This is a genomic window from Sphingopyxis sp. Geo48 (assembly GCF_949769155.1).
Taxonomy (GTDB): Bacteria; Pseudomonadota; Alphaproteobacteria; order Sphingomonadales; family Sphingomonadaceae; genus Sphingopyxis.
This window is the reverse complement of sequence record NZ_CATKPA010000007.1, coordinates 89,653-110,832: the sequence shown is the minus strand read 5'-3', so window position 1 is coordinate 110,832 and position 21,180 is coordinate 89,653. Positions and strand designations below refer to the sequence as shown.

Genomic DNA, 21,180 nt, shown 5'->3' with positions numbered 1-21,180 from the left:
CGTCTTATCTCTGCCGTCCGAACCGACGACATGCTTTGGGTCCGAAATGGCGGCGAATGGGAACGAACAAAAGGTGAATATGGTCGGAGTGACGGCATAAAGACGTCATGGCGGATCAAAGGGCAGGGGCATCAACATGGAACATGCGGTCCGGTTTCAATGGGGCGAAGACGCGGCAAATAGGGTGCAAGATCTTTTGCCAGCGAGCGCGCCATCGACGTTGCTCGCGGTCGGGCTTTCGGCGTCTTCGTCGGGGTTCGATCTGATCGAGGACGTTCGAATAGTTGCGACGCTCCCTGCATGTGATGCGGCGGCGCATGTCCGCGATATGCTTGTCCTCGACATGGTCTGGGTGGCTGCACCTGAAGCCATCGATAACGGGATATTTGCGGAGCTCTGCCGGGCGGTTGCCGACAAAGGGTGCGCCTTGATTTGCGAAACATCGCTCGCGGCGCTCGACCGCGTTGCGGCGGCGATCCCCGACACGATTCGTGTGGAATGGCTTGTCGATGCAGATGCGACCGATCGTCGCGTGGCCCTGGCGGCGGCGCGATCCGAACGGCATCTGGTCGTGCATGAAGTCGCGCGCGACCCCGCGATGGAAAGGATCGACCGGCTGCAGGAAGAGGTCGCGCGTATTTCGCGGTTACTCGGCCACATCGCCGGCGAACGGAGCGGCCTTCCCGGTACGCCGGCCGGCTTCGCCTCGCGCGGGCAGGATTTCACCGACTATCCGGATCAGGTGCGCGCGCCGGTGCGCGATTTCGCGACAACGCCGCGGAGTTTTGTACCCGAGGAACGCACGGCCGAGCGCCAGCGCGCGAAAATGGTGCGGCGTCTGCTGCGGCAGCGTCGAGTCCGCGAGCAGTTTTTCCCGGCGGACCTGTTCGCCGACCCCGCTTGGGACATGCTGCTCGACCTCTATGCGGCGCGGCTCGAGCGGCGGCCGGTATCGGTATCGAGCCTTTGCATCGCTTCGGCGGTCCCTGCAACCACCGCGCTGCGCTGGATCAAGACGATGACCGATGGCGGACTCTTCATCCGCGAAGCCGATCCACACGACGGCCGCCGCATCTTCATCGCGCTCGCCGAGGCGACATTCGAAGCACTCGAACGCTATTTCGAGGCGCTGGAGGAATAGTCGCGGCTTGCCACCGGCGGCGGCTTGTGGCAGGGGCGCGCATCCCGCGCAGGAGGACGGCCGGGGGGCGCTTAGCTCAGTTGGTAGAGCATCTCGTTTACACCGAGAGGGTCGGCGGTTCGAGCCCGTCAGCGCCCACCATCCCTCGCTAGTTACGAGAATTGCTGTCGCTGAAGGAATCGCGACGATCCGCGATCGCTCGGGCGACCTTGCGGATCGGGCGCTGGCGTGGCGCAGCGAGGTTGTGCACGGGAGCCTCTTCGGTCCGCGCCTGCTCACTTCGGGTGCGAAGATCGAGGGGATCGCACCGGTGTGGAGGGGCACGGTCGAGGTCGGCAGCGAGGCCGATATCGATGCGGTGCTGACGCGGCCGAAGCAGCGCGGCAAGGTCGATTTCGTCAAGATCACCGACAACATGCTGAAGCCCGCACCGTTTCTCTATGCGCAGCGGCGGTCGAAAGCGCTGGGGATCAGAACCTCGGGCCATATCCCGATGGAATTGACGGTCGATCAGGCGGTCGCTGCGGGGATCGGCTCCGATCGCGACGATCATTCGAGGGACGCGGGCGGCGCCTATATCGCGCCCAGGCTGCGCAAGACTTATGACTGGCGAACCGACCGCGCCGCCAAGGCCGTCGTGCCGATGGTCGCGGGACCGACGCGGGCTGCCCTAGAAGCTTTACCTATCCGGGCTTCGGGCTGCACGACGAGATCGAGCTGTTCACGCGCAAGGGACGGACCGCTGTGCAGGCGCCCTCCACTGCGACGCGGGCGGGACCTGCGTGGTTCGGCTGGCTCGGTCGCTATGGTGCGATCAAGCCGCGAATCGCGACCGAAGTTGTGCTGCTGACGAAGAACCCGCTCAAGGACATCTCCGCGATGCGTGCGATCGACACCGTCGTAACGCATGGACAGGTCTGTGACCGCGCGACGCTCGACAAGATGCTCGCCGATACGCGTGCGAGGGTCGCGGCTTGGAATGCAGAGGTTACGTAGGCTCAGTGAGCGAGCGGCGCGCGGCGCGCGCGCCAGACGATGCTGATCGTGAAGAGGCCGATCCCGGCCCAGACGACGTTGAGCACCGCCGACGGAATCGCGCCATTATAGCCTGAATTGATCACGAAACCCGCGGCGCCGACGACATTCATCCATTGATAGATATAGCCGCGGGCTTCGAGCTTGCCGAGCGAGAGGAGTATATAAGCGGTCAGGATCAGCACCGCGGCGGACCATCCGATGACTTCGATGATGATGGCTTCGGCGCTCATACGCTTCTTCTCCCAATGAAAACGCCCGCCCCGGTGAGGGGGGCGGGCGCTCATAGCATCAGCGGTTTGCCGCGTCAGGCTGCGAGCTTGCGCAGCACATAATGCAGGATGCCGCCGTTCATATAATATTCGACCTCGTTCGCCGTATCGATGCGGCAGAGCGTGTCGAAGGCGAAGGTCGAGCCGTCGGGGCGGGTGACGTTGACGGTGACCGTCTGGCGCGGCTTCAGCTCCGCGACGCCGGTCATCGTGAACTGGTCGTCGCCGGTCAGGCCCAGCGTCTCGCGGCTCTGGCCGTCGAGGAACTGCAGCGGCAGCACGCCCATGCCGACGAGGTTCGAGCGGTGGATGCGCTCGAAGCTCTCGACGATCACCGCGCGGACGCCGAGCAGGTTCGTGCCCTTCGCCGCCCAGTCGCGCGACGATCCGGTGCCATATTCCTTGCCCGCAATCACGACCAGCGGCGTGCCGTCGGCCTTGTGGCGCATCGCGACGTCGTAGATCGGCATGACCTCGGGGCCGTAGCGCGACATGCCGCCTTCGATGCCGGGGACCATTTCATTCTTGATGCGGATGTTGGCGAAGGTGCCGCGCATCATGACGTCGTGGTGGCCGCGGCGGGCGCCGTAGCTGTTGAAGTCGGCCTTGCTAACCTGATGTTCCATAAGCCATTTTCCGGCCGGGCTGTCCGCCTTGATGCTGCCCGCGGGGCTGATGTGGTCGGTGGTGATGCTGTCGCCCAGGATTGCGAGCGGTTTCGCGTCCACGATATCCGACACCGGCGCCGGAGTCATCGTCATGCCCTCGAAGTACGGCGGGTTCGCCACATAGGTCGATCCGGCGCGCCACTGGTACGTATCGGAACCTTCGACCTCGATCTTCTGCCAATGCTCGTCGCCCTTGTAGACATGCGCGTAGCGCGCGACGAACATGTCGCGGCTCACCGCGCCCGCAACCGCCTCGGCCACTTCGAGGTTGGTCGGCCAGATGTCGGCGAGGAACACGTCCTTGCCCTGCTGGTCCTGCCCGATCGGGGTGGTGGTGAAATCCTCGATCACCGTGCCCTTGAGCGCATAGGCGACGACGAGCGGCGGCGACGCCAGGAAGTTCGCGCGCACGTCGGGCGACACGCGGCCTTCGAAGTTGCGGTTGCCCGAGATCACCGCCGCGGCGACGAGGCCATTCTCGTTGATCGCCTTCGAAATCGGCTCGGCGAGCGGGCCCGAATTGCCGATGCACGTCGTGCAGCCATAGCCGACGAGGTTGAAGCCGATATTGTCGAGATGCTTCTGGAGGCCCGCCTTGACCAGATAGTCGGTGACGACCTGGCTACCCGGCGCGAGCGAGGTCTTGACCCACGGCTTGGGCTTCAACCCCAGCGCGTCGGCCTTTTTCGCGACGAGCCCCGCGGCGACGAGCACGCCGGGGTTCGAGGTGTTGGTGCAGCTGGTGATCGCGGCGATGGTGACGTCGCCGTCGCCGATGTCGAAGTCCTTGCCCTCGACCGGCACGCGCGTCTGCGCCTTCTTGTAGGTGTTGACCATGTCGGCGTTGAACACGTCGTCGACCTCGGGAAGCGAGACGCGGTCCTGCGGACGCTTCGGCCCCGCGAGCGACGGCACGACGGTGGCGAGGTCGAGTTCGAGCGTGTCGGTGAACACGGGGTCCGCGGCGCCCTCGACGATCCAGAGGCCCTGCGCCTTCGCATAGGCCTCGACCAGCGCGATATTTTCTTCGCTACGGCCGGTCAGGCGCATGTAATCGATCGTCTTGTCGTCGATGCCGAAGAAGCCGCAGGTCGCGCCATATTCGGGCGCCATGTTGGCGAGCGTCGCACGGTCGGCAAGGCTCAGCGACGCGAGGCCGGGGCCGAAATATTCGACGAAGCGGCCGACGACGCCCTTGGCGCGCAGCATCTGCGTCGCGGTGAGCACGAGGTCGGTCGCGGTGACGCCTTCCTTGAGCTGGCCGGTGAATTTGAAGCCGACGACTTCGGGAATCAGCATCGACACGGGCTGGCCGAGCATGGCGGCTTCCGCCTCGATCCCGCCGACGCCCCAGCCGAGCACGCCGAGGCCGTTGATCATCGTCGTGTGGCTGTCGGTGCCGACGCAGGTGTCGGGATAGGCGACGGTGGTGCCGTCGGCGTCCTCGCTCGACCACACCGCCTGCGCGATATGCTCGAGGTTGACCTGGTGGCAGATGCCGGTGCCCGGGGGCACCGCCTTGAAGTTCGACAGCGACTTCGACCCCCATTTCAGGAAGTCGTAGCGCTCGCCGTTGCGATAATATTCGATCTCGACATTCTGCTCGAACGCCTTCGGCGTGCCGAATTCGTCGACCATGACCGAGTGGTCGATGACGAGGTGGACGGGGACGAGCGGGTTGATCTTCGACGTGTCGCCGCCGAGCTTGGCGATCGCATCGCGCATCGCGGCGAGGTCGACGACGCACGGCACGCCGGTGAAATCCTGCAGCAGCACGCGCGCGGGGCGATACTGGATCTCGCGGTTCGAATGCGGATCCTTCTGCCAGTCGACGAGCGCCTGCACATCGTCGGTCGAGACGGTGAAGCCGCCATCCTCGAACCGCAGCAGGTTTTCGAGCAGCACCTTCATCGAGAAAGGCAGGCGCGACACGTCGCCGAGCTTCGCCGCGGCCTTGTCGAGCGAATAATAGGCGTAAGTCTTGCCGCCGACGCTCAGCGTCGAACGGGTGCCCAGCGTGTCGTTGCCCGTGGTCGTCATAGGATATCAGTCCCCATGTTGGCGCGGCGGGGAATGACTGTCCGGTGGCGGAGCGGGAGAGCGGGGCCAACGGGAGTCGCACGCGCGGTTTATGTTGGCGCCGCCTTACGCCGGGCCCAAGGAAATGCAAGGGGTGCGCCGGAAGATTTGGTTCACGCGAAGGCGCGAAGGCGCGAAGGAAATTCGCCGTGTTCCCACGCTTCGTCACCCCGGACTTGATCCGGGGTCCATGCGACGGCGGTAGAGTGGATCCCGGATCAAGTCCGGGATGACGATAGTAGAGAGGTCGGCTTGTTTGCGGCCGCCTCTGATGCTATCTTACCGGTATGACCAAGGAAACCAGACTATCGGCCAAGGGGCAGGTCGTCATCCCGAAGGATGTTCGCGACCGGCTGCATTGGGACGTCGGCACGATACTCGAGGTCGTCGATGGCCCCGCCGGCGTGATGCTGCGCGCCAAGCCCAAGGCGAAACCCGCGCTGAGCTTCGAAGAGGCGATGGCGAAAATGCGCAAGACCGTGAATTACAAGGGGCCGCGGATCAGCGACGAGGACGCCCATTCGGCGATCGACCGGATGTTTCGCGAGGACAAGAGCTGGGATCCGCCGACTTGAAGGCGGCCGATACCAATATCCTTGCCCGCTTCATGCTCGACGACGATCCGGTGCAGTCGCCTATCGCGCGCGATCTGGTGAAGGCGGGGGTTTTCGTGCCATTGACGGTGCTGCTTGAACTCGGGTGGCTGCTGCAATCGCGTTACGGGTTGGAACGGGCGCATCTTGCCGCTTCGCTGCTGGACCTTTTCAATGTGCCGGGCGTCGTGCTGCACGATGACGGCGCGGTGCGGAGCGCCGTCGCGGCTTTTGCGAAGGGCGGCGATTTTGCCGACCATCTCCATCTGGTCGCGGCGAAGGGTGTCGAGGCATTCGTGACCTTCGACCGGCGCTTGGTGGCCAATAAAGGCATTGGGGTGCCGGTCGAGATCGTCGGTTGATGGTGACGATCCCCCGCGAAGAATATGACCGCCTCCGCGAAGCGGCCGACGATCTGGCCGACCTCAGCGCCTATAACGGCACCAAGGCGGCGCTGGCGGCGGGTGGGGATAAGCTGGTGCCAGCCGACTATGCCAAGCGGCTGATCGCCGGTGAAAGCCCGCTGCGCGTCTGGCGCGAATTGCGCGGATTGTCGCAGGTGAAGCTGGGCGCGGTGTCGGGGGTCAACCGGGTGCAGATCGCCGACATCGAGGCCGGGCGCGGCAAGGGGTCGGTCGAGACGGTGCGCAAGCTGGCCGATGCGCTGGGGGTTCGGTTGGATGATTTGGTTTGAGGTTGAGCTTTCGGTGTCCGCAGCTTGGAATTTGAGTCAACCGTCACCGTAATCGCCACCATAATCTCCATTTCGAGTGGGCTTAGTTTTTGGGAGTATCCATGTCAGACTTGCCGCCACCTCTGATCAGACGAATTTATGAATTGGTCGGCGAAGCTACGACGGCGTGGAATCAAGTGGAGACACTTTGGTATCTTATTTTTACCGGCCTCATGGACCGTACTGAGCGGGCAAAAGTGGACGCGGTTTTTAGCATGTTTCAGACCGGAGCATTACAGCGCCAGTTGATAATGACCGTTGCGCCCATCGCTCTGAAATTTGAGGTATCGGAGCTAAGGCGGCGAAACCCGGAACATCATGTTCGTCGCAGAATGCTCAGGGAGATTGGGCGGTTAAATGCGAAAACGAATGATCTCGCCGGGCATCGCAATGCAACCGTCCACACGGCGTTTGAAGATTGGGGCGCTGCAGGAATTCATGCGATTGGCATCCATAGGCGCAGCAGGATTGCGGACCAACCCGATAAGCTTCGTTACCTTTCTGAACTCGTCGAGGACATTACGCTCCTTGTCTATGAACTGGATGAGCTGCGCTATTTGATGATTGATTGGCTGAGAACTCCTCAGGAACGCGAAGATAAGAAGGTTGGTGATGCGTCAATGCGCACGCTAGGAATTCTACTACCAGAAGACGACTTGAGAATGGCGAAAGCAGCACTTCTGGCAATCGTGTCCCAGCGCAAATCACCCCCGCCTTCGTCGTAAGGACGATAATGGGAGGTATGGTGACGGCTGCAACCGCTCCCAAGCTCGATCGGCTCCGGTCACTCCACCAATCCCAACTCCTGCCCAGCATGGAATATCCGTAGCACCTCGACGGTCACGCTCACCCGATAGGCGATAATGGTCCGCCCCCGGAAATTCAGCGTGCGGACGCCCGGCGCGATGTCGTCGCGCGGGGTGCCGCGGTTCGGGAAGGTGGCGAGGTCTGCGGCGTGGGCTTCGATCGCGCTGGTGTAGGCGAACGCCGTGTCGGGATCGGCGCTCTCGGCGATCCAGTCGTAGAGGCGGTAGAGGTCGTCGGTTGCGGTCTGGCGCCAACCGACATTGAGTTTTTTGGTCAAGCGGGCTTGCCCGTCCGTCTGGCGTGGCGGGCGGCGAGACCGGAGCGGACGTCTTCGGCGGGCTGGAGGGGGCGGGTATCGGCGAGGGCTTCGGCGACGCGAGCCTTGAGCAGTTCGTCGAGCAGCGCTTCCTCGCGGTCGAGGGCGCGGAGGCCGGCGCGCACCACCTCGCTGACCGAGGCGTAGCGGCCCGACTTGACGCGATCCTGCGCGGCGGCGGTGAGCGGGCCGAGGGTGACGGTGACGGGCTTTTCGGCGCGAGATGCCATGGTGACTCTCCTATGACAATGTCATATCAAGAAGTGGAGGAAGGGTCAATTTCCTGCCTCGTCACCCCGGACCCTTCGACGAGCTCAGGACGGGATTGATCGGGGGTCGACGACTTCGGCGCCCCTGTGGATCCCGGATCAAGTCGAAGGAGCCACTCGTCTCGTTCGAGGATAACGAAATAGGACTATCAGCTTCTTTCCTACATTATCCAAATAGGTTCAAACTTTTTCCGATTCATTCCAGGTGATTCGGGAGATGGAGCTATGGGACGTAAGGTGGCGCGGGGTTCGCGGGGGAAATCGGGGGTTTTTGAGGGTCGTGACGGTGGGCCCCTCCCCACTGCGACTAGCGGGCGAGCCCACAAGTCTCGTGATCGGAGCCACGGGTCTCCGATCACCCCCTCCCGCAAGCGGGAGGGGAGTCGGGAGAATCCCCTGATGCCGGGGCTGGGCATTCGCAAGGACGGTGGAGACGGTGCGCAAGCTGGCCGATGCGCTGGGGGTTCGGTTGGATGATTTGGTTTGAGGATGAAAACGCCTCAATTCCGGGCTGTCACGCCTTTGACCGGGAAAGCCGGAATCTTCATTTCCATATTTATCAAAATGACATTGACGGCCTGATCGCAATCTGACATTTCGATTTTATTCGAAATGAGGATTCGCAGATGAAAGCCGATGCTGCCGTCGCCGCCTTGGGCGCTCTTGCACAGGACCATCGTCTTGCGCTGTTCCGTTTGCTGGTGCAAGCGGGCGAGGGCGGGCTTGCCGCGGGTGTAATCGCGGAGAAACTGGGCGTTCCGAACAGCTCGCTATCCTTCCATCTTGCCCAGCTTCGGGAAGCCGGGCTCGTGCTGCAAGAGCGGCAGCATCGTTCGATCATCTATCGCGCCAATTATCCGGCGATGAATGCGCTGGTCGCGTACCTCATGGAAAATTGCTGTGCCGGTGCCGCCGATTGCGGCGCGGGCGCGGCGTGTGAAACCCCCGCACAGGAAAGGAAAAGCGCATGAAGCGCCTGCATGTCCATGTCGGCGTCGAAAATCTCGACGCCTCGATCGGCTTCTATTCGACGATGTTCGGTGCCGAGCCGTCCGTCGTTAAAGAGGATTATGCCAAATGGATGCTCGACGACCCGCGGGTCAATTTCGCGATCTCGGCAGGCAATCATGCGCGGAAGGGGATCGAACATCTCGGCATTCAGGCTGAAAGCATCGAAGAGCTTGGCGAGGTTTATGGCCGCTTGAAGGCTGCCGACAGGCCCGTTCTCGAAGAGGGGCGGACCACATGCTGCTATGCCAGGTCGGAGAAGAGCTGGATCGCCGATCCCGACGGCATCGTCTGGGAAGCCTTCTTCACCGATGGCGAAGCAACCACCTATGGCGACAGCCCCGCGCTCGACCAGCTTGCGGGCAATGATGCAGGGTCGACCTGCTGCGTTCCCAAGTCGATCGGTGCGGCATGACCCGGCCGTTCAACGTCCTCTTCCTCTGCACCGGCAATTCGGCGCGTTCGATTCTGTCCGAAGCCATTTTGAACCGCGAAGGCGAGGGGCGCTTCCGGGCCTTTTCGGCGGGCAGCTTTCCGAAAGGCGAGGTGCATCCGGCCGCATTGGCGCTGCTTGGCGAACTTGGATATTCGACGGAGGGTTATCGATCGAAGAGCTGGGACGAGTTCGCGGCGCCCGATGCGCCGCCGCTCGATTTCATCTTCACCGTCTGCGACAATGCCGCCGGCGAGACGTGCCCGATATGGCCGGGCAAGCCGGTCACGGCGCATTGGGGCATCGAAGACCCGGCTGCCGTCGAAGGCGACGGGCAGCGCGAAGCCTTCTGGCAGGCCTATCTCGCTCTTAAACGGCGCATCGATTTGTTGCTCGCCCTGCCCCTCGCGAGCCTCGACGAATTGAGCGTTGCGGAACGGCTGCGAGCCATCGGCAAGACTGCCGACGAGGAGGCGGCGCTTGGCTGAGGTCGCGCCGCTCGGGCGGCGTATCGCGGCTGAGGGCGTTGGCGCGTTCTTCCTGTTCGCCTGCGTTATCGGGTCGGGGATCATGGCGCAGGCGCTGTCGGGCGGGAATGACGGCGTCGCCTTGCTCGCCAACACGATTGCGACCGGAGCGATGCTGTTCGTGCTGATTACGATGCTCGGTCCGATTTCGGGCGCGCATTTCAACCCGGCGGTGACGCTCGTCTTTGCGCTGCGGCGCGAACTGCCTTGGTTCGATGCCGGCGCGTATGTCGCCGCCCAGCTTGCATTCGGCGTCCTGGGCGCGTGGGTCGCGCATCTGATGTTCGACCTGCCGACGCTCCAGCTTTCGGTAAAAACGAGAACCGGATTGGGGCAGTGGGTGGGCGAGTTCGTCGCCACTTTCGGCCTTGTGATGACGATCCTCGGGACGGTGAAATACAAGCCGCAGGCCGTGGCTGCGTCGGTCGGGCTGTATATCACCGCCGCCTATTGGTTCACGTCATCGACCAGTTTTGCAAATCCGGCGATCACCGTGGCGCGCAGTCTCTCTGACACCTTCGCGGGGATAGCGCCGCACGACGTGCCGATGTTCATTGCCGCGCAACTCGTTGGCGCGGTCAGTGCAACGATCGTCGGAAGCGCGCTCTTCCCGCCACAAAAATAGCGCTTTCCTACATTATCCAAATAGGTTCAAAACCATTCCGATTCATTCCAATCTGATTCGGGAGATGAAGCTATGGGGCGTAAGGTGGCGCGGGGTTTGCGGGGGAAATCGGGGGTTTCAAGGGGCGGAAAGGCGGTGGCGTTGCGTCAGGGCGCTGCCCCCACTCCAACCCCTCCCCACAAGGGGGAGGGGCTTAGGCGCGCCAATCCCCTGATGCCGGGGCTGCGCATTCGCGAGGATGGGTGGACGGTGGCGCGGACGCGGACGTTTCTGGCGGCGTTGTCGCAGACGGGGTGCGTCACCGATGCGGCGCGCGTGGCGGGGATCAGCCGCAAGTCGGTCAATCAGACCCGCGCGCGCTTTGACGAATTCGACCGCGCCTGCTCGACCGCGCTGGCGCGCGCGGGGCGGGGACTGAAGGCGATCGCCTATGAGCGCGCCGTCGTGGGACGCGAGATGGTGATCATCCGGGACGGCAAGGAGGTCGAGCGGCGGATCATGCCGTCGGATTCGATGCTGGGGCTGCTGCTGAAACGCGGCGATCTGGGCGACGGGGAGGGTGGGGGTGGCGGCGCGGTACGGCCGCTCCACAAACGCTATGACGGCGACGCGACGATCAGCGCCGAGGAGCATATGGAGGGCTGGCGCTTCGACGGCGCCGGGATCAAATATTTCCACCCCGGCAGCGCGATCGACAAGCTGCTCACCAAGCTGACCGCGATGCGCGCGTCGGTGGCCGCCGAGGAAGCCGAGAGCGGCGCGTGCAGCCGCTGCGGCCAGCCGGCGGCGGACGAGGCGGTGCGCGAGCGGCTGGCGTCGTGCCGGGCCGCGGCCGACAGCCTGTAGCTCGCCCCCGCGGGCGGGGCTTTTTGGGGGAGTCGGCGGCGCCGCGGCCGCTTCTGCCCGCGCGCATGTGAAAACGCCGCCAGCCTTGCGGCCGGCGGCGTCTCAGTGGACAGGGTTGCTACCGTCAGGCGTAGCGGACGGAGACATTCTGTTTGCGGCGCCGCGCGCGCATCGCGCCGCCGACGAAGCCGAGGCCGAGGAGCATCATCGCCCAGGTCGCCGGTTCGGGAACCGCCGAGACGTCGAGGCGGACATTGTCGAGCAGCGGGCCGACATTGTCGGCGCTGGTCGTTCCGAACGCCAGCTTCAGCGAGCCCGCGCCGGTCGCGATGAAGCTGATCGACGAGGTGGTGAAGGCGGTGCTGCCCGGGATCGACACCGAGGAGAAGACCGAGCCGGCGTTCGAGCCGAGCCCGGCGCTCGTCAGGCCGGTGCCCGTCAGGCCGCTGACCAGCGACGGATCGAGGAACAGGATCGCCTGGAAATTATCGGCGACCGAGCCGCGCTGCGCGCCGCCGACGTCGAAGCTGAAGGTGACGAGGTCGCCCGCGTTGAACAGAAAGTTCTGGATCGAGGTGATCGTCGCCGGACCCGGGGTGCCGTCGAGGTCGACCACATTGCCCGATGCGGGAAGCGTGACGCCGATCGAATAGACATTCGAGGCCCCGACAACGTCGACAGAGACGCCGCTCGTGACCGTCCAGTTGTCGAGCGTGGTCACCGTCAAAGCCGGAGTATCGCCTTCGAAACCGTCAGTGAAAACCGTTGCGGCCGAAGCCGGAGTAGCCATGGTAATCGCGGCAGAGGCCGCAAGTGCGTAGATAAAACGCATGTGTGTTCCTCCCTTTTGATGCCGCGTGCGACTCGTGCGGACAGGGGAACGTAACAAAAATTAGGTCCACTGTTGACTAAATGATTCGATGAAAAGGGAAATTTGTTCCAGATCGAGACTCGCGGGCGCGGGCAGGCCAAGGACTCGCGGGGGTTTCGGGGCGAGCGCTACCCCTTTCGGGTTATCGTGCCGACGGGGTGGATGTTAAGTGCTTGTTATGCGCCCCGCCCGCGCCCGGCGTGCGTTCAGCCTGCGGCGGCCTGGCTGGCGGCGGGGCGGTCGTCGAACAGCGACTTCAGGTCCTTCTTCAATATCTTGCCGTTGGCGTTGCGCGGCAGCGTGCCTTCGGTGAAGCGGATCGCGACCGGCACCTTGAACGCGGCGAGCCGCGCGCGCACCCACGCCTGGAGCTCGGCCTCGCTCGCGCTGGTGCCGGGGGCGAGGTGGACGACCGCGGCGGGCTCCTCGCCCAGCGTGCGGTGCGGCAGGCCGATCACCGCGGCGTCCATGACCGCGGGATGCTCGTAGAGGCGGTTCTCGACCTCCGACGAATAGATATTCTCGCCGCCGCGCAGCACCATGTCCTTCGCGCGGTCGACGATGTACACGAAGCCCTCGGCGTCGAGGCGCGCGAGGTCGCCGGTGCGGACCCAGCCGCCGACGAAGGTTTCGGCGCTCGCCTGCGGCTTGTTCCAATAGCCGGTGACGATCATCGGGCCGCGCGCCCAGAGCTCGCCGACCGTCCCGGTGGGGAGCGGGGTGACGCCGTCGTCGGCGCGGATCTCGAGGTCGGCGACGGGGACCGGCGGGCCGGCGCTGGTCGGGCGACCCAGATAATCCTCGGCCGAGTGCGAGGTGACCGTCGCCATCGTCTCGGTCATCCCCCAGCCGTTGCCGGGGAGCGCGCCGAACTCCTCGTAGATGCGCTTGACGAGCTCGGGCGCCGATGGGGCGCCGCCGTAGGAAATCGCCTCCAGCGAAGAGAGGTCGTACTGCGCGCGGTCGGGATGCTCGATGAGTTGCCACGCGATCGTCGGGACGCCGCCCGTGACGTTGACGCGCTCGCGCTCGATGATCTGCATCGCCTGCACCGCGTCCCACTTGCGCATGAAGATCATCGTATGGCCCGCCGCCATGCTGCCCATCAGGGTCGCCGAGCAGGCGGTGACGTGGAACAGCGGGATCACGGTCAGGATCGTGCGCGGCGCGGGGTCGGGGACCGGCTCGCCGCGGCGGACGAAATTGCGCGCCGCCGCGAAGGCGCCCGACAGGATGTTGGTGGTAAGGTTGCGGTGCGTGCCGAGCGCACCCTTCGGATGGCCGGTGGTGCCGCTGGTGTAAAAGATCGTCGCGGGGTCGTCGCTGGCGAGGGGGGCGTGCGGGCGCTCGCCGGCGGCAAGCGCGGCCCAGTCGGCGGGGCGGCCGATGAGGGTTTCGAGCGCGGTCACGCCCTCGATCGCGGCAGGCGCGCGGGTGACGATCCATTCGCCGACATCGGGCAGGTCGGCGCGGTGCGCGGCGAGGCGATCATGGCGCTCGGCATCGACGATCACGATGCGCGCCCCCGAATCCTTGATGCCGTAGGTCAGCTCGTCGCCGGTCCACCAGGCGTTGAGCGGCACCGCGATCGCGCCGATCGAGACGAGCGCGAAGAAGATCACCGGCCATTCGGGCAGGTTGCGCGTCGCGAAGGCGATGCGGTCGCCCTTGCCGACGCCGCGGTCGACGAAGGCCTGCGCGAGCGCGGCGGCGGCGCGATACTGCGCCTCGAAGCTCACGCGCTCGTCGTCGAGGATCGTCGCGAGGCGATCGCCGTGGGTGCGCGAGAGGTCGAGCAGCACGCCGAGGTCGGCGGGCGCGTGCTTCCAGACGCGCGTCGGGATGCCGCGGATCGTCGCCATATCCATTTCGAACTTGCTGCCCGGCGCGGTGAGCGCGGCGGTCGCGTCGGCGAGCGAGACTCTGGGCCAGGCGGGATCGATCGCAACGAGGGGCTGGTCGCTTATAGTATCCGTCATGCGGCGCTCTCTCCATGCGCTATGAGTGTCTGTCGCCCCACGCGTCGCCTTCGACGTAAGTTTGATTGGGGATGCACGCAAGGGGAGGGGGACGGACGGACATACTCGCGATCGGGCTGATGACGCGCGGCGATTTGCGGGACGTCGTCGCGGTGCCCGACATCCGCATCCAGGTGAGCGCGCTCGCGCGGCGACTGGTCAAAGCGCACTGGGGGGCGAGGGGCTTTAGGGGGGGGCGGCAATGTCCGTAAACGACCGGAACTAGCCGTCGCCCCCGCGAAGGCGGGGGCCGCAGTCGGTTTACGCTGCGGCGCAGGAAAAGGCCGATGGCGGCCCCCGCCTTCGCGGGGGCGACGATTATTGGTAACGACCGCTTCCCGCCCCATAGCCGCCCTTCCGGTGGAATTCGTGCGGCTGCCCTAATCCGGCGACCCCGCATCCTCGCTCGGGATGCGGTATAGATAGGCGGGCTCGGTCGGGTGGCGGAGCTTGCGCCAGATGGCGGCGGGGAGCAGGTGGTCGGTGCCCGTTACCTCGAACAGCCGCGCGAGGTGGCCGGGGGCGGGCTGATATTCGCTGACCAGGACCCAGCCGGGTTGCGGGCGGTAGAGCGGCGCGACATCGGCGGCGATATGGCCGGCGGGTTTTGCGGCGCGCAGGGGGTTGTAATAATAGAGGCTGCCCGGCGCCGGGGGCGCGGTGTCGACGCGGGCGGCCGCGTCCGCCCAGCGGAGCGGGATCTGCGCGCGGAAGGCGGTTTCGGGGTCGGTGCCGATGCGCTCGCCCGGATGGTCGGTGAGCGCGGCGACGAGCGTTTCGTCGCCGAAGGCGGGGTCGCGGTTCTCGACCGCGATGCCGACGAGGTTCGTTCCCGCGAGCAGCGCGAGCCCGCCGAGCGCCGCCCAGCGTATCCGTGCGCTGCCCTGCTGCCACAGCCAGCCGAGCGCGGTCCCCGTAAGCAGGCACGCCATCGTCGAGGTGATCATGAAATAGCGCGGGTTGAGCGGCAGCAGATGCTGCGCGGCGCCGACGCAGACGAACCAGCAGCCGCCGAAGAGCGCGATCTGGCGCGCGAAGTGGCGGAGCCTTTGCGGGATCGACCGCGACAGGCAGAGCCACGCGCCGAGCGGCAGTGCGAAGAGCATCAGCGCCATGAATTCCTGGTTGAGCAGCAGGACGAGCAGCGGATCGACGAGCGGGTGGACGATGACGTTGCCCGCAAGGTCGATCGACCGGTCGATCGTCGAATCATGGTGGAGCGCGATATTGAAGCGGTAGAGCGGGTCGCCGGTCATGATACCGAGATAGACAAGCTCGAGCGCCCAGACCGCGACGAAGCCCGCGGCGATCCAGAGATAATTCCAGCGGCCGATGCGGTGACCGGCGAGGAAGAGCAGGCCGAAATAGACAGCGACGAACACCGCGGTCTCGCGCGTCAGGAAGGCGAGGCCCGCGAGGATGCCCGCGCCGATCAGCCTCCGCCGGTCGGCGACGCCCGTCTCGAGGCAGCGGAAGCAGAGCAGCCATGCGGCGAAGAGCAGCGCCATCTCGATGATATCGACGCTGGCGATCGACGCCTGCACCGCGATCAGCGGATTGGTGACGATCGCGACGAGCGCGGCGAAGGCGGGAAGCGGCCCCGCGACGTCGCGCGTGACGCGCCAGGCGAGGATGAGGAAGAGGATCAGGTAGAGCAGCGAGGGCAGCACCATCGCGACCTCGTTCCCGCCGAGCAGCAGGAAGGAGACGGCCATCGGCACGGTGATCGGATAGCGGATCGTGCCATGCCCGCCGACATAGGGGAAATGCTCGATCCAGCCATAGGCGCCGCGCGCATAGGTGGTGTCGTCCGACGCGATGAAGCCCACCCACGACAGCGCCACGAGCAGCGCGAAGAGCGCGAGGCCGATCCAGAGCCCGCGGCGGCCGGGGGTAACGAGCGAGGCGAGGCGGTCGGTCATAAAGGACGATAGACCCAGAGGCGCGAGAGGAGGAAGGCGGTGCCCACGACGACGATGTCGACGCCGAGCTTCGCAAGATAGGCGTTCGCGCCGAGCACGCGGATCGCGAACCAGAGCAGCGCGGAGGAGAGCAGCAGGTTGAAGCCCAGCACCGCGAGATAGGCGGCGACCTGGCGCGCGGCGCCGTCGCGCTGCGCCCAGCGGAAGGTGACATGGCGGTGCAGCACGAAGCCGAGCGCGGCGCCGGTAAGCTTGCCGCAAAGGTTCGCGGCGAGGAACTGGCCGGGGAACAGCGCGAGCAGCAGCGAATAGACGCCGAAGTCGGCGGCGAGCACGACGAGGCCGACGAGGCCGTAGCGCGCGCCCTGTGCGATCAGCCCGTTACCGGTCATCTGCTGCGCGATCATCGGCAAAAAGGTCGGCGAGGGTCAGCGTCGGCTGGATCGGCACCTTGGGCTCGTTCGCCATGTCGAAGGCGAGAAAGTTCAGGAGCAGCTGGACGCCGAGAATGATCGGCAGCACCGCGATCATCACCGTCCCCGTGCTCGCGATCTCGCCGGTGCTGACCGAGCGATACCATTCGGCGGCGCCGTAGATGGTGCCGAAGAGGAGGAAGATCGCGCCGATCAGCAGCTGCAGCGTGGCGGGCGAGAAGTCGCGGAGAAAATAGGTGTAGAAGATGCGCTTCACCACCTCGCGCAGATGGGTGCGCAGAAAGGGCCAGAGCTCGCTGCGGATGCGAAGGTTGCTGACCTCGTCGGCATAGACCGCCTCCATCGGTACGTCGGCGACGACCGCGCGCGCGTTGCCGAGGTTGATCAGCATGTCGGTCTCGAAGAAATAGCGCTCGGAGACATTGGCGAATTCGATCCGTTCGAGCGCCGCGGCGTGGATCGCGGTAAAGCCGTTGGTCGGATCGAAAATGCCCCAATAGCCGCTCGACAGCTTGGTCATGAACGACAGCGCGGCGTTGCCGTAGAGGCGGACGCGCGGCATCCGGCGGACGTTCCAGAGGCTGTGAAAGCGATTGCCCTTCGCATAGTCGGCCTGCCGCGCGAGCACGGGGCGCGCGATGTGCGGGATGAGCGCGGGGTCCATCTGGCCGTCGCCGTCGACCTTGACGATGATGTCGGCGCCCGCGCCCAGCGCGGCGCGATAGCCCGTCATCATCGCGCCGCCGACGCCGCGGTTGACCTCGTGCCGCAGCACGCGGACGCGGGGGTCGCGGCATTGCTCGCCGACATGGGCGCCCGATCCGTCGGGGCAGGCGTCGTCGACGACGAAGATCATCGCGACCTCGGGCCCGATGCGCGCGATCACGTCGAGGATATGCGCCTTCACGCGGTAGCTGGGGATCACGACCGCCAGCGTCTGTTCGAGCCGCACGCGGCCGGGAAGGCGGATCGGAGTCTGCATCGCGGCTTCATAGCCGGGAAATGTAAAAATATCCTGTTTTGATACAGGCCGGTAAGCGGGCTAGAGCTTCTCGCCCGGGAAGAAGCGCGCGACCACGTCGCTCGCGAGGCGGGCAGGGCGCAGGGTTTCGGCGTCGATGCAGCACCAGCTCGACTTCACCTCGGCCAGCACTTCCTCGCCGCGCCGGATCACCGTTTCGTAAAAGGCGCGCGCGCCCTGCACCTTTTCGAGGATCACCGTCGCGATGACCTGATCTTCGAGGAAGGCGGGGCGGCGGTAGGTGATCTCGTGCTTCAGCGCGACCCAGAGATGCGCGGCGACCGCGTCGGGCGGGGCGATCTTGCGCCAGTGCGCCAGCACCGCCTCCTGCACCCAGCTCAGATAATGGGCGTTGTTGACGTGCCCCATGAAGTCGATCTGGTCGGCGCCGACGGCGATGGCGTGATCGTGCGGAAGTGCGGTGCTGCTCATAACGCTGACACTAATGTCAACAATCTGTGACGGAAAGATGAAATCCGACGGAAACTGTTACACGTTATGCTAACCCCGCCCGCGGTACGGCGCGACGCCCTGGTCGGGGAGCCACAGGCCCGCGGGCGGCGGGCCCGACTGCCAGAAGACGTCGATCGGGATGCCGCCGCGCGGATACCAGTAACCGCCGATGCGCAGCCATTGCGGCTGCATTTCGTCGAAGAGGCGGCGTCCGATGCCGACGGTGCAATCCTCGTGGAAACCGGCATGGTTGCGGAAAGCGCCGAGAAAGAGCTTGAGGCTCTTCGATTCGACGATCGTTTCGCCGGGCGCATAGTCGATGACGAGGTGCGCGAAATCGGGCTGGCCGGTCACCGGGCAGAGCGAGGTAAACTCGGGCGCGGCGAAGCGGACGAGATAGAGTTCGCCGCGGCGCGGATTGGGGACATAGTCGAGCACCGCCGCCTCTGGCGAGGCAGGCAGTTCGCTGGACTGGCCGAGATGTTTGGGCGCGAGTGGCGCAGGGGTAGAATCGGACATGGAAACCATCTAGGGACGCGCGCGGCCGATGTCATCCGCCTGGGTGACGTCGCGGCCGGGTTCAGGGCCGATTCAGCGCCCCGGCCCGAGGACATGTTTCGGGATTGCGGACGATTTCAATGACGGTGCGGACGATCGGGCGGAGGAACGACAGGGCGCGGTTGCCGCTGATCGCGGTGGCGATGGCGCTCGCGGTGCCCGCGGCCGCGCAGGAGACGCAGAGCCCGGCGCCGACCCCCGCGCCCGCGCCCCCTTCGACCTTTCGCCTGCCGCCCGCGGGCGACGGCCGCACGCCGGGCGTGCAAGGCCCCTCCGACGGCGCGCTGCCCCCGCTCGCGCCCGGCGAGCGCGGCGGCCCGCCGACCCCGGCGCCTACCCCTGCACCGACTCCGGCGCCCGCGCCGACCGCGCCGCCGTCGGTGGTGACGACGCGGCCCGTCCCGACGACCACGACGCCGGCACCGGCCGCGACGACGCGGCGCGATGCGCCCGCAGCGGCGGCATCGCCGAACACGGCCAGCGCGGCGCCTGCCGCAGCGGCGGCTGCGCCCGCGGCGGCGGCGGGAGCCGGCGACACCGCCCCGGCGCCGGGCTTTTCGGCCGACCCGACCCTTCCCGCGCCTGTCACGCCCGCGCCCGAAACCGCAGCCGTTGGCGCGCCAGCGGGGAGCAGTGACGGTCCGCCGGTCTGGGCCTGGCTGCTCGCCGGGCTCGCGGCCGCAGGCGCCGGTCTGTGGTACTGGCGGCGCCGTCCGCTGGTCGCGGGCGAGCTGCCGGTCGATCTCGACGAGCCGATCGCGCCGCCGCCGCCTGAGCCGAAGCCGCAACCGCTGGCGCGCGCCGCCGAACCCGCCGCGCGGCCGGTGCCGGCGGCGGCGCCTGCGGTTGCCGCTCCCCGCCCTCCCGCCGCCGCCTCGCCGCTGGTGACGCGCCCTGTCGCCGAGCGCCGCGCGCGCGTGTCGATGGCGCTCGAGGTGCGCGGGATCCGCATGACGAGCGACCAGCTGATCGTCGCGCTGACGCTGAACCTCGTCAACGAAGGCGCGGTCGCGGCGACCGGGCTGATGGTCCGCGTCGCGCTCAACCAGGGGTCGGCGATGCCCGAACCCGTGCTCGCGCGCTTCTATGACGGCGCGGGCGGCAGCGTGCTGCGCGACGACATCCATCTTGCGGCGGGCGCGGGCGAGCAGATCGGCACCGAGGTCATGCTGCCGCGCGCGATGATCGAGCCGCTGATGATCGGCGGCAAGCCGATGCTGATTCCCGTCCTGGCGTTCGACGTCACCTATCACTGGGACGGCGAGGGCGACGCCTTTGGCCAGTGCGCGGGCAGCTTCGTCCTCGGCCGCGAGCAGGGGACGAGCGGGAGCGAGCGGCTGGCGCCGCTGCCGCTCGACCGCCCGAACCTGATCGTCAACCGGCCGGGCGCGCGCACGACCGCGGTCCGCCGCGACCAATAAAGCGCCATGACGCCGCTTTTCTTGTTGCGGCGCACCATAAGCTGAGGCAGACCGCCAGCGTGCTTGAAAAAGGGCACGCCGGGGCATAGGCTTGGTCTCCCCGGAGAGAAAAGAGCCGCAGCAGGATGGCCGGACAGGGACAGGAAAAAGGGTTCCGCCCGGCCGCAACAGGAGCATGACATGGACGCCTTGGTCTCAACCGACTGGCTGGAACGCGAACTGGGGGCATCGGACCTGCGGGTCGTCGATGCGACGAAATTCAGCGCCGACGCCGGCCGCGACGCGCGCGCCGATTACGAGACCGGGCATATTCCGGGCGCGGTGTTCATGGACCTGGCCGAACTGGTCGATACCGCGTCCGCGATCGACAACATGGCCCCCCCGGCGGAAAAGTTCGCGAGCCGGATGCAGTCGCTGGGCCTTGGCGACGGCAGCCGCATCGTCATCTATGACGACAGCCCGCTGAAGAGCGCGGCGCGTGCCTGGTGGCTGCTCAAATTGTTCGGCGCCCACGACGTCGCGCTCCTCGACGGCGGCCTCGCCAAGTGGAAGGCCGAGGGACGCCCACTCGAAATGGGCAAGCAGACGCTGCGCCACCGCCACTTCACGGTGTGGCGCGACGCGAAGGCGGTGCGCACCAAGGAGCAGATGCAGGCGAATGTCGAAAGCGGCGCCGAGCAGGTGCTCGACGCACGCGACGCCAAGCGTTTCACCGGCGAGGAGCGCGACGCGCGCCCCGGCCTGGCGCCCGGCCATATCCCCGGTTCGAAGAACCTGCCCTTTGGCGAGCTGTTCAACGCCGACGGGACGTGGAAGCGCGGCGACGCGCTGAAAGCGGCGTTCGACGCGGCGGGGGTCGATCTCGACAAGCCGCTCGTCACCACCTGCGGCAGCGGGATGACCGCGACCGTGGTCGCCTTTGGCGCGCACCTGCTCGGCAAGGACGATGTCGCGGTCTATGACGGCAGCTGGCTCGAATGGGGCTCGGATGCCGCGACGCCCAAGGCGACCGGCGCCGCCTGAGGGTGAAGCACGGCTTCGCGGCCGCGCGGCTTTTTCTTGCTTGTCCTGCTCCGGTCCGCAGCGTTAGCGTTGCGGCATCGGGGCAAGGCAACCTCCCGGTCAGGCGC

The 21,180-nt window shown here is 66.1% G+C and carries 25 protein-coding genes and 1 tRNA gene; 15 read left to right on the top strand and 11 right to left on the bottom strand.

Going from position 1 to position 21,180, the window contains the following annotated elements; all coding sequences use genetic code 11:
- The first annotated feature begins 427 nt into the window (after positions 1 to 427).
- The 4 genes from QOL79_RS17985 to QOL79_RS17970 all read left to right on the top strand — a co-directional run bounded on the left by QOL79_RS17985 (position 428) and on the right by QOL79_RS17970 (position 2,137).
- Entirely contained in the window at positions 428 to 1,141 is a 714-nt protein-coding gene (locus tag QOL79_RS17985) for a helix-turn-helix domain-containing protein (protein ID WP_156416663.1), read from the top strand.
- 65 nt (positions 1,142 to 1,206) lie between these two features.
- Positions 1,207 to 1,282: transfer RNA gene (locus tag QOL79_RS17980), tRNA-Val, on the top strand.
- Between the two features lie 103 nt (positions 1,283 to 1,385).
- Entirely contained in the window at positions 1,386 to 1,991 is a 606-nt protein-coding gene (locus tag QOL79_RS17975) for a hypothetical protein (protein WP_283420333.1), read from the top strand.
- Positions 1,982 to 2,137 carry a hypothetical protein gene (locus tag QOL79_RS17970; RefSeq protein ID WP_282948926.1) on the top strand — a complete coding sequence of 52 codons (156 nt, stop codon included), beginning with the start codon at positions 1,982 to 1,984 and terminating at the stop codon, positions 2,135 to 2,137. The genes QOL79_RS17975 and QOL79_RS17970 overlap by 10 nt, the downstream gene beginning before the upstream one ends.
- A 2-nt stretch (positions 2,138 to 2,139) precedes the next feature.
- Here QOL79_RS17970 and QOL79_RS17965 read toward each other — a convergent pair whose 3' ends face one another.
- Positions 2,140 to 2,409 (bottom strand): CBU_0592 family membrane protein, encoded by a 270-nt coding sequence (locus tag QOL79_RS17965; RefSeq protein ID WP_282948924.1) that lies wholly within the window; start codon positions 2,407 to 2,409, stop codon positions 2,140 to 2,142.
- A gap of 74 nt (positions 2,410 to 2,483) precedes the next feature.
- Positions 2,484 to 5,156, bottom strand: a complete 2,673-nt coding sequence (gene acnA / locus QOL79_RS17960) for an aconitate hydratase AcnA (RefSeq protein WP_283420332.1) — start codon at positions 5,154 to 5,156, stop codon at positions 2,484 to 2,486.
- Between the two features lie 326 nt (positions 5,157 to 5,482).
- Here acnA and QOL79_RS17955 point away from each other — a divergent pair, with 326 nt between their 5' ends.
- The 4 genes from QOL79_RS17955 to QOL79_RS17940 all read left to right on the top strand — a co-directional run bounded on the left by QOL79_RS17955 (position 5,483) and on the right by QOL79_RS17940 (position 7,246).
- A complete protein-coding gene (locus tag QOL79_RS17955; protein ID WP_283420331.1) occupies positions 5,483 to 5,770 on the top strand; it encodes an AbrB/MazE/SpoVT family DNA-binding domain-containing protein in 288 nt (95 codons plus the stop codon).
- On the top strand, positions 5,767 to 6,150 hold the full coding sequence (locus QOL79_RS17950; RefSeq protein ID WP_282948918.1) for a type II toxin-antitoxin system VapC family toxin: 384 nt from the start codon (positions 5,767 to 5,769) through the stop codon (positions 6,148 to 6,150). The genes QOL79_RS17955 and QOL79_RS17950 overlap by 4 nt, the downstream gene beginning before the upstream one ends.
- Positions 6,150 to 6,482, top strand: a complete 333-nt coding sequence (locus tag QOL79_RS17945; protein WP_283420330.1) for a helix-turn-helix transcriptional regulator — start codon at positions 6,150 to 6,152, stop codon at positions 6,480 to 6,482. The genes QOL79_RS17950 and QOL79_RS17945 overlap by 1 nt, the downstream gene beginning before the upstream one ends.
- Positions 6,483 to 6,583: 101 nt before the next feature.
- A complete protein-coding gene (locus QOL79_RS17940; protein WP_283420329.1) occupies positions 6,584 to 7,246 on the top strand; it encodes a hypothetical protein in 663 nt (220 codons plus the stop codon).
- Positions 7,247 to 7,305: 59 nt separating this feature from the next.
- Here QOL79_RS17940 and QOL79_RS17935 read toward each other — a convergent pair whose 3' ends face one another.
- Positions 7,306 to 7,605: a type II toxin-antitoxin system RelE/ParE family toxin gene (locus QOL79_RS17935; protein ID WP_204991910.1), complete on the bottom strand. Its 300-nt coding sequence runs from the start codon at positions 7,603 to 7,605 to the stop codon at positions 7,306 to 7,308.
- Positions 7,602 to 7,874 (bottom strand): type II toxin-antitoxin system ParD family antitoxin, encoded by a 273-nt coding sequence (locus tag QOL79_RS17930; protein WP_058457634.1) that lies wholly within the window; start codon positions 7,872 to 7,874, stop codon positions 7,602 to 7,604. The genes QOL79_RS17935 and QOL79_RS17930 overlap by 4 nt, the downstream gene beginning before the upstream one ends.
- A 665-nt stretch (positions 7,875 to 8,539) precedes the next feature.
- Here QOL79_RS17930 and QOL79_RS17925 point away from each other — a divergent pair.
- The 5 genes from QOL79_RS17925 to QOL79_RS17905 all read left to right on the top strand — a co-directional run bounded on the left by QOL79_RS17925 (position 8,540) and on the right by QOL79_RS17905 (position 11,352).
- Positions 8,540 to 8,884 carry an ArsR/SmtB family transcription factor gene (locus QOL79_RS17925; protein ID WP_283420328.1) on the top strand — a complete coding sequence of 115 codons (345 nt, stop codon included), beginning with the start codon at positions 8,540 to 8,542 and terminating at the stop codon, positions 8,882 to 8,884.
- On the top strand, positions 8,881 to 9,336 hold the full coding sequence (locus QOL79_RS17920) for an ArsI/CadI family heavy metal resistance metalloenzyme (protein ID WP_283420327.1): 456 nt from the start codon (positions 8,881 to 8,883) through the stop codon (positions 9,334 to 9,336). Before QOL79_RS17925 ends, QOL79_RS17920 begins: the two co-directional genes overlap by 4 nt.
- Positions 9,333 to 9,842 (top strand): arsenate reductase ArsC, encoded by a 510-nt coding sequence (locus QOL79_RS17915; protein WP_283420326.1) that lies wholly within the window; start codon positions 9,333 to 9,335, stop codon positions 9,840 to 9,842. The genes QOL79_RS17920 and QOL79_RS17915 overlap by 4 nt, the downstream gene beginning before the upstream one ends.
- Positions 9,835 to 10,506 (top strand): aquaporin, encoded by a 672-nt coding sequence (locus QOL79_RS17910; RefSeq protein ID WP_204991904.1) that lies wholly within the window; start codon positions 9,835 to 9,837, stop codon positions 10,504 to 10,506. Before QOL79_RS17915 ends, QOL79_RS17910 begins: the two co-directional genes overlap by 8 nt.
- 213 nt (positions 10,507 to 10,719) lie before the next feature.
- The gene (locus tag QOL79_RS17905) at positions 10,720 to 11,352 is read left to right on the top strand and encodes a hypothetical protein (protein ID WP_283420325.1); all 633 of its coding nucleotides are present in this window, start codon (positions 10,720 to 10,722) and stop codon (positions 11,350 to 11,352) included.
- Between the two features lie 124 nt (positions 11,353 to 11,476).
- On the opposite strand, the gene QOL79_RS17900 is transcribed toward QOL79_RS17905, so the two are convergent.
- The 7 genes from QOL79_RS17900 to queF all read right to left on the bottom strand — a co-directional run bounded on the left by QOL79_RS17900 (position 11,477) and on the right by queF (position 18,590).
- Positions 11,477 to 12,184, bottom strand: coding sequence for a PEPxxWA-CTERM sorting domain-containing protein (locus QOL79_RS17900; protein WP_283420324.1), 708 nt, complete (start codon positions 12,182 to 12,184; stop codon positions 11,477 to 11,479).
- A 245-nt stretch (positions 12,185 to 12,429) separates the two neighbouring features.
- Entirely contained in the window at positions 12,430 to 14,202 is a 1,773-nt protein-coding gene (locus QOL79_RS17895; RefSeq protein WP_283420323.1) for a class I adenylate-forming enzyme family protein, read from the bottom strand.
- 419 nt (positions 14,203 to 14,621) lie between these two features.
- Positions 14,622 to 16,163, bottom strand: coding sequence for an ArnT family glycosyltransferase (locus QOL79_RS17890; RefSeq protein ID WP_283420322.1), 1,542 nt, complete (start codon positions 16,161 to 16,163; stop codon positions 14,622 to 14,624).
- Positions 16,160 to 16,570 carry a GtrA family protein gene (locus tag QOL79_RS17885; RefSeq protein WP_283420321.1) on the bottom strand — a complete coding sequence of 137 codons (411 nt, stop codon included), beginning with the start codon at positions 16,568 to 16,570 and terminating at the stop codon, positions 16,160 to 16,162. The genes QOL79_RS17890 and QOL79_RS17885 overlap by 4 nt, the downstream gene beginning before the upstream one ends.
- Positions 16,545 to 17,579, bottom strand: coding sequence for a glycosyltransferase family 2 protein (locus tag QOL79_RS17880; RefSeq protein WP_283420320.1), 1,035 nt, complete (start codon positions 17,577 to 17,579; stop codon positions 16,545 to 16,547). The genes QOL79_RS17885 and QOL79_RS17880 overlap by 26 nt, the downstream gene beginning before the upstream one ends.
- A gap of 60 nt (positions 17,580 to 17,639) precedes the next feature.
- Complete coding sequence (locus QOL79_RS17875; RefSeq protein ID WP_204991898.1) at positions 17,640 to 18,050, bottom strand: acyl-CoA thioesterase; 411 nt, start codon at positions 18,048 to 18,050, stop codon at positions 17,640 to 17,642.
- Positions 18,051 to 18,119: 69 nt separating this feature from the next.
- A complete protein-coding gene (gene queF / locus QOL79_RS17870) occupies positions 18,120 to 18,590 on the bottom strand; it encodes a preQ(1) synthase (RefSeq protein ID WP_156416524.1) in 471 nt (156 codons plus the stop codon).
- A gap of 119 nt (positions 18,591 to 18,709) precedes the next feature.
- On the opposite strand from queF, the gene QOL79_RS17865 reads away from it, so the two are divergent.
- The gene (locus QOL79_RS17865; RefSeq protein WP_058800159.1) at positions 18,710 to 20,050 is read left to right on the top strand and encodes a hypothetical protein; all 1,341 of its coding nucleotides are present in this window, start codon (positions 18,710 to 18,712) and stop codon (positions 20,048 to 20,050) included.
- A gap of 180 nt (positions 20,051 to 20,230) precedes the next feature.
- Positions 20,231 to 21,073 (top strand): 3-mercaptopyruvate sulfurtransferase, encoded by an 843-nt coding sequence (sseA, locus tag QOL79_RS17860; protein ID WP_058457653.1) that lies wholly within the window; start codon positions 20,231 to 20,233, stop codon positions 21,071 to 21,073.
- Positions 21,074 to 21,180: the final 107 nt, after the last annotated feature.

What these genes read in the sequence shown, in the direction of transcription:
- QOL79_RS17965 (WP_282948924.1), bottom strand. Translation starts at nt 2,409, where the DNA reads ATGAGCGCCGAAGCCATCATCATCGAAGTCATCGGATGGTCCGCCGCG.
- acnA (WP_283420332.1), bottom strand. Translation starts at nt 5,156, where the DNA reads ATGACGACCACGGGCAACGACACGCTGGGCACCCGTTCGACGCTGAGC.
- QOL79_RS17955 (WP_283420331.1), top strand. Translation starts at nt 5,483, where the DNA reads ATGACCAAGGAAACCAGACTATCGGCCAAGGGGCAGGTCGTCATCCCG.
- QOL79_RS17945 (WP_283420330.1), top strand. Translation starts at nt 6,150, where the DNA reads ATGGTGACGATCCCCCGCGAAGAATATGACCGCCTCCGCGAAGCGGCC.
- QOL79_RS17940 (WP_283420329.1), top strand. Translation starts at nt 6,584, where the DNA reads ATGTCAGACTTGCCGCCACCTCTGATCAGACGAATTTATGAATTGGTC.
- QOL79_RS17930 (WP_058457634.1), bottom strand. Translation starts at nt 7,874, where the DNA reads ATGGCATCTCGCGCCGAAAAGCCCGTCACCGTCACCCTCGGCCCGCTC.
- QOL79_RS17925 (WP_283420328.1), top strand. Translation starts at nt 8,540, where the DNA reads ATGAAAGCCGATGCTGCCGTCGCCGCCTTGGGCGCTCTTGCACAGGAC.
- QOL79_RS17920 (WP_283420327.1), top strand. Translation starts at nt 8,881, where the DNA reads ATGAAGCGCCTGCATGTCCATGTCGGCGTCGAAAATCTCGACGCCTCG.
- QOL79_RS17915 (WP_283420326.1), top strand. Translation starts at nt 9,333, where the DNA reads ATGACCCGGCCGTTCAACGTCCTCTTCCTCTGCACCGGCAATTCGGCG.
- QOL79_RS17905 (WP_283420325.1), top strand. Translation starts at nt 10,720, where the DNA reads ATGCCGGGGCTGCGCATTCGCGAGGATGGGTGGACGGTGGCGCGGACG.
- QOL79_RS17900 (WP_283420324.1), bottom strand. Translation starts at nt 12,184, where the DNA reads ATGCGTTTTATCTACGCACTTGCGGCCTCTGCCGCGATTACCATGGCT.
- QOL79_RS17895 (WP_283420323.1), bottom strand. Translation starts at nt 14,202, where the DNA reads ATGACGGATACTATAAGCGACCAGCCCCTCGTTGCGATCGATCCCGCC.
- QOL79_RS17890 (WP_283420322.1), bottom strand. Translation starts at nt 16,163, where the DNA reads ATGACCGACCGCCTCGCCTCGCTCGTTACCCCCGGCCGCCGCGGGCTC.
- QOL79_RS17885 (WP_283420321.1), bottom strand. Translation starts at nt 16,570, where the DNA reads ATGATCGCGCAGCAGATGACCGGTAACGGGCTGATCGCACAGGGCGCG.
- QOL79_RS17880 (WP_283420320.1), bottom strand. Translation starts at nt 17,579, where the DNA reads ATGCAGACTCCGATCCGCCTTCCCGGCCGCGTGCGGCTCGAACAGACG.
- QOL79_RS17875 (WP_204991898.1), bottom strand. Translation starts at nt 18,050, where the DNA reads ATGAGCAGCACCGCACTTCCGCACGATCACGCCATCGCCGTCGGCGCC.
- queF (WP_156416524.1), bottom strand. Translation starts at nt 18,590, where the DNA reads ATGTCCGATTCTACCCCTGCGCCACTCGCGCCCAAACATCTCGGCCAG.
- QOL79_RS17865 (WP_058800159.1), top strand. Translation starts at nt 18,710, where the DNA reads ATGACGGTGCGGACGATCGGGCGGAGGAACGACAGGGCGCGGTTGCCG.
- sseA (WP_058457653.1), top strand. Translation starts at nt 20,231, where the DNA reads ATGGACGCCTTGGTCTCAACCGACTGGCTGGAACGCGAACTGGGGGCA.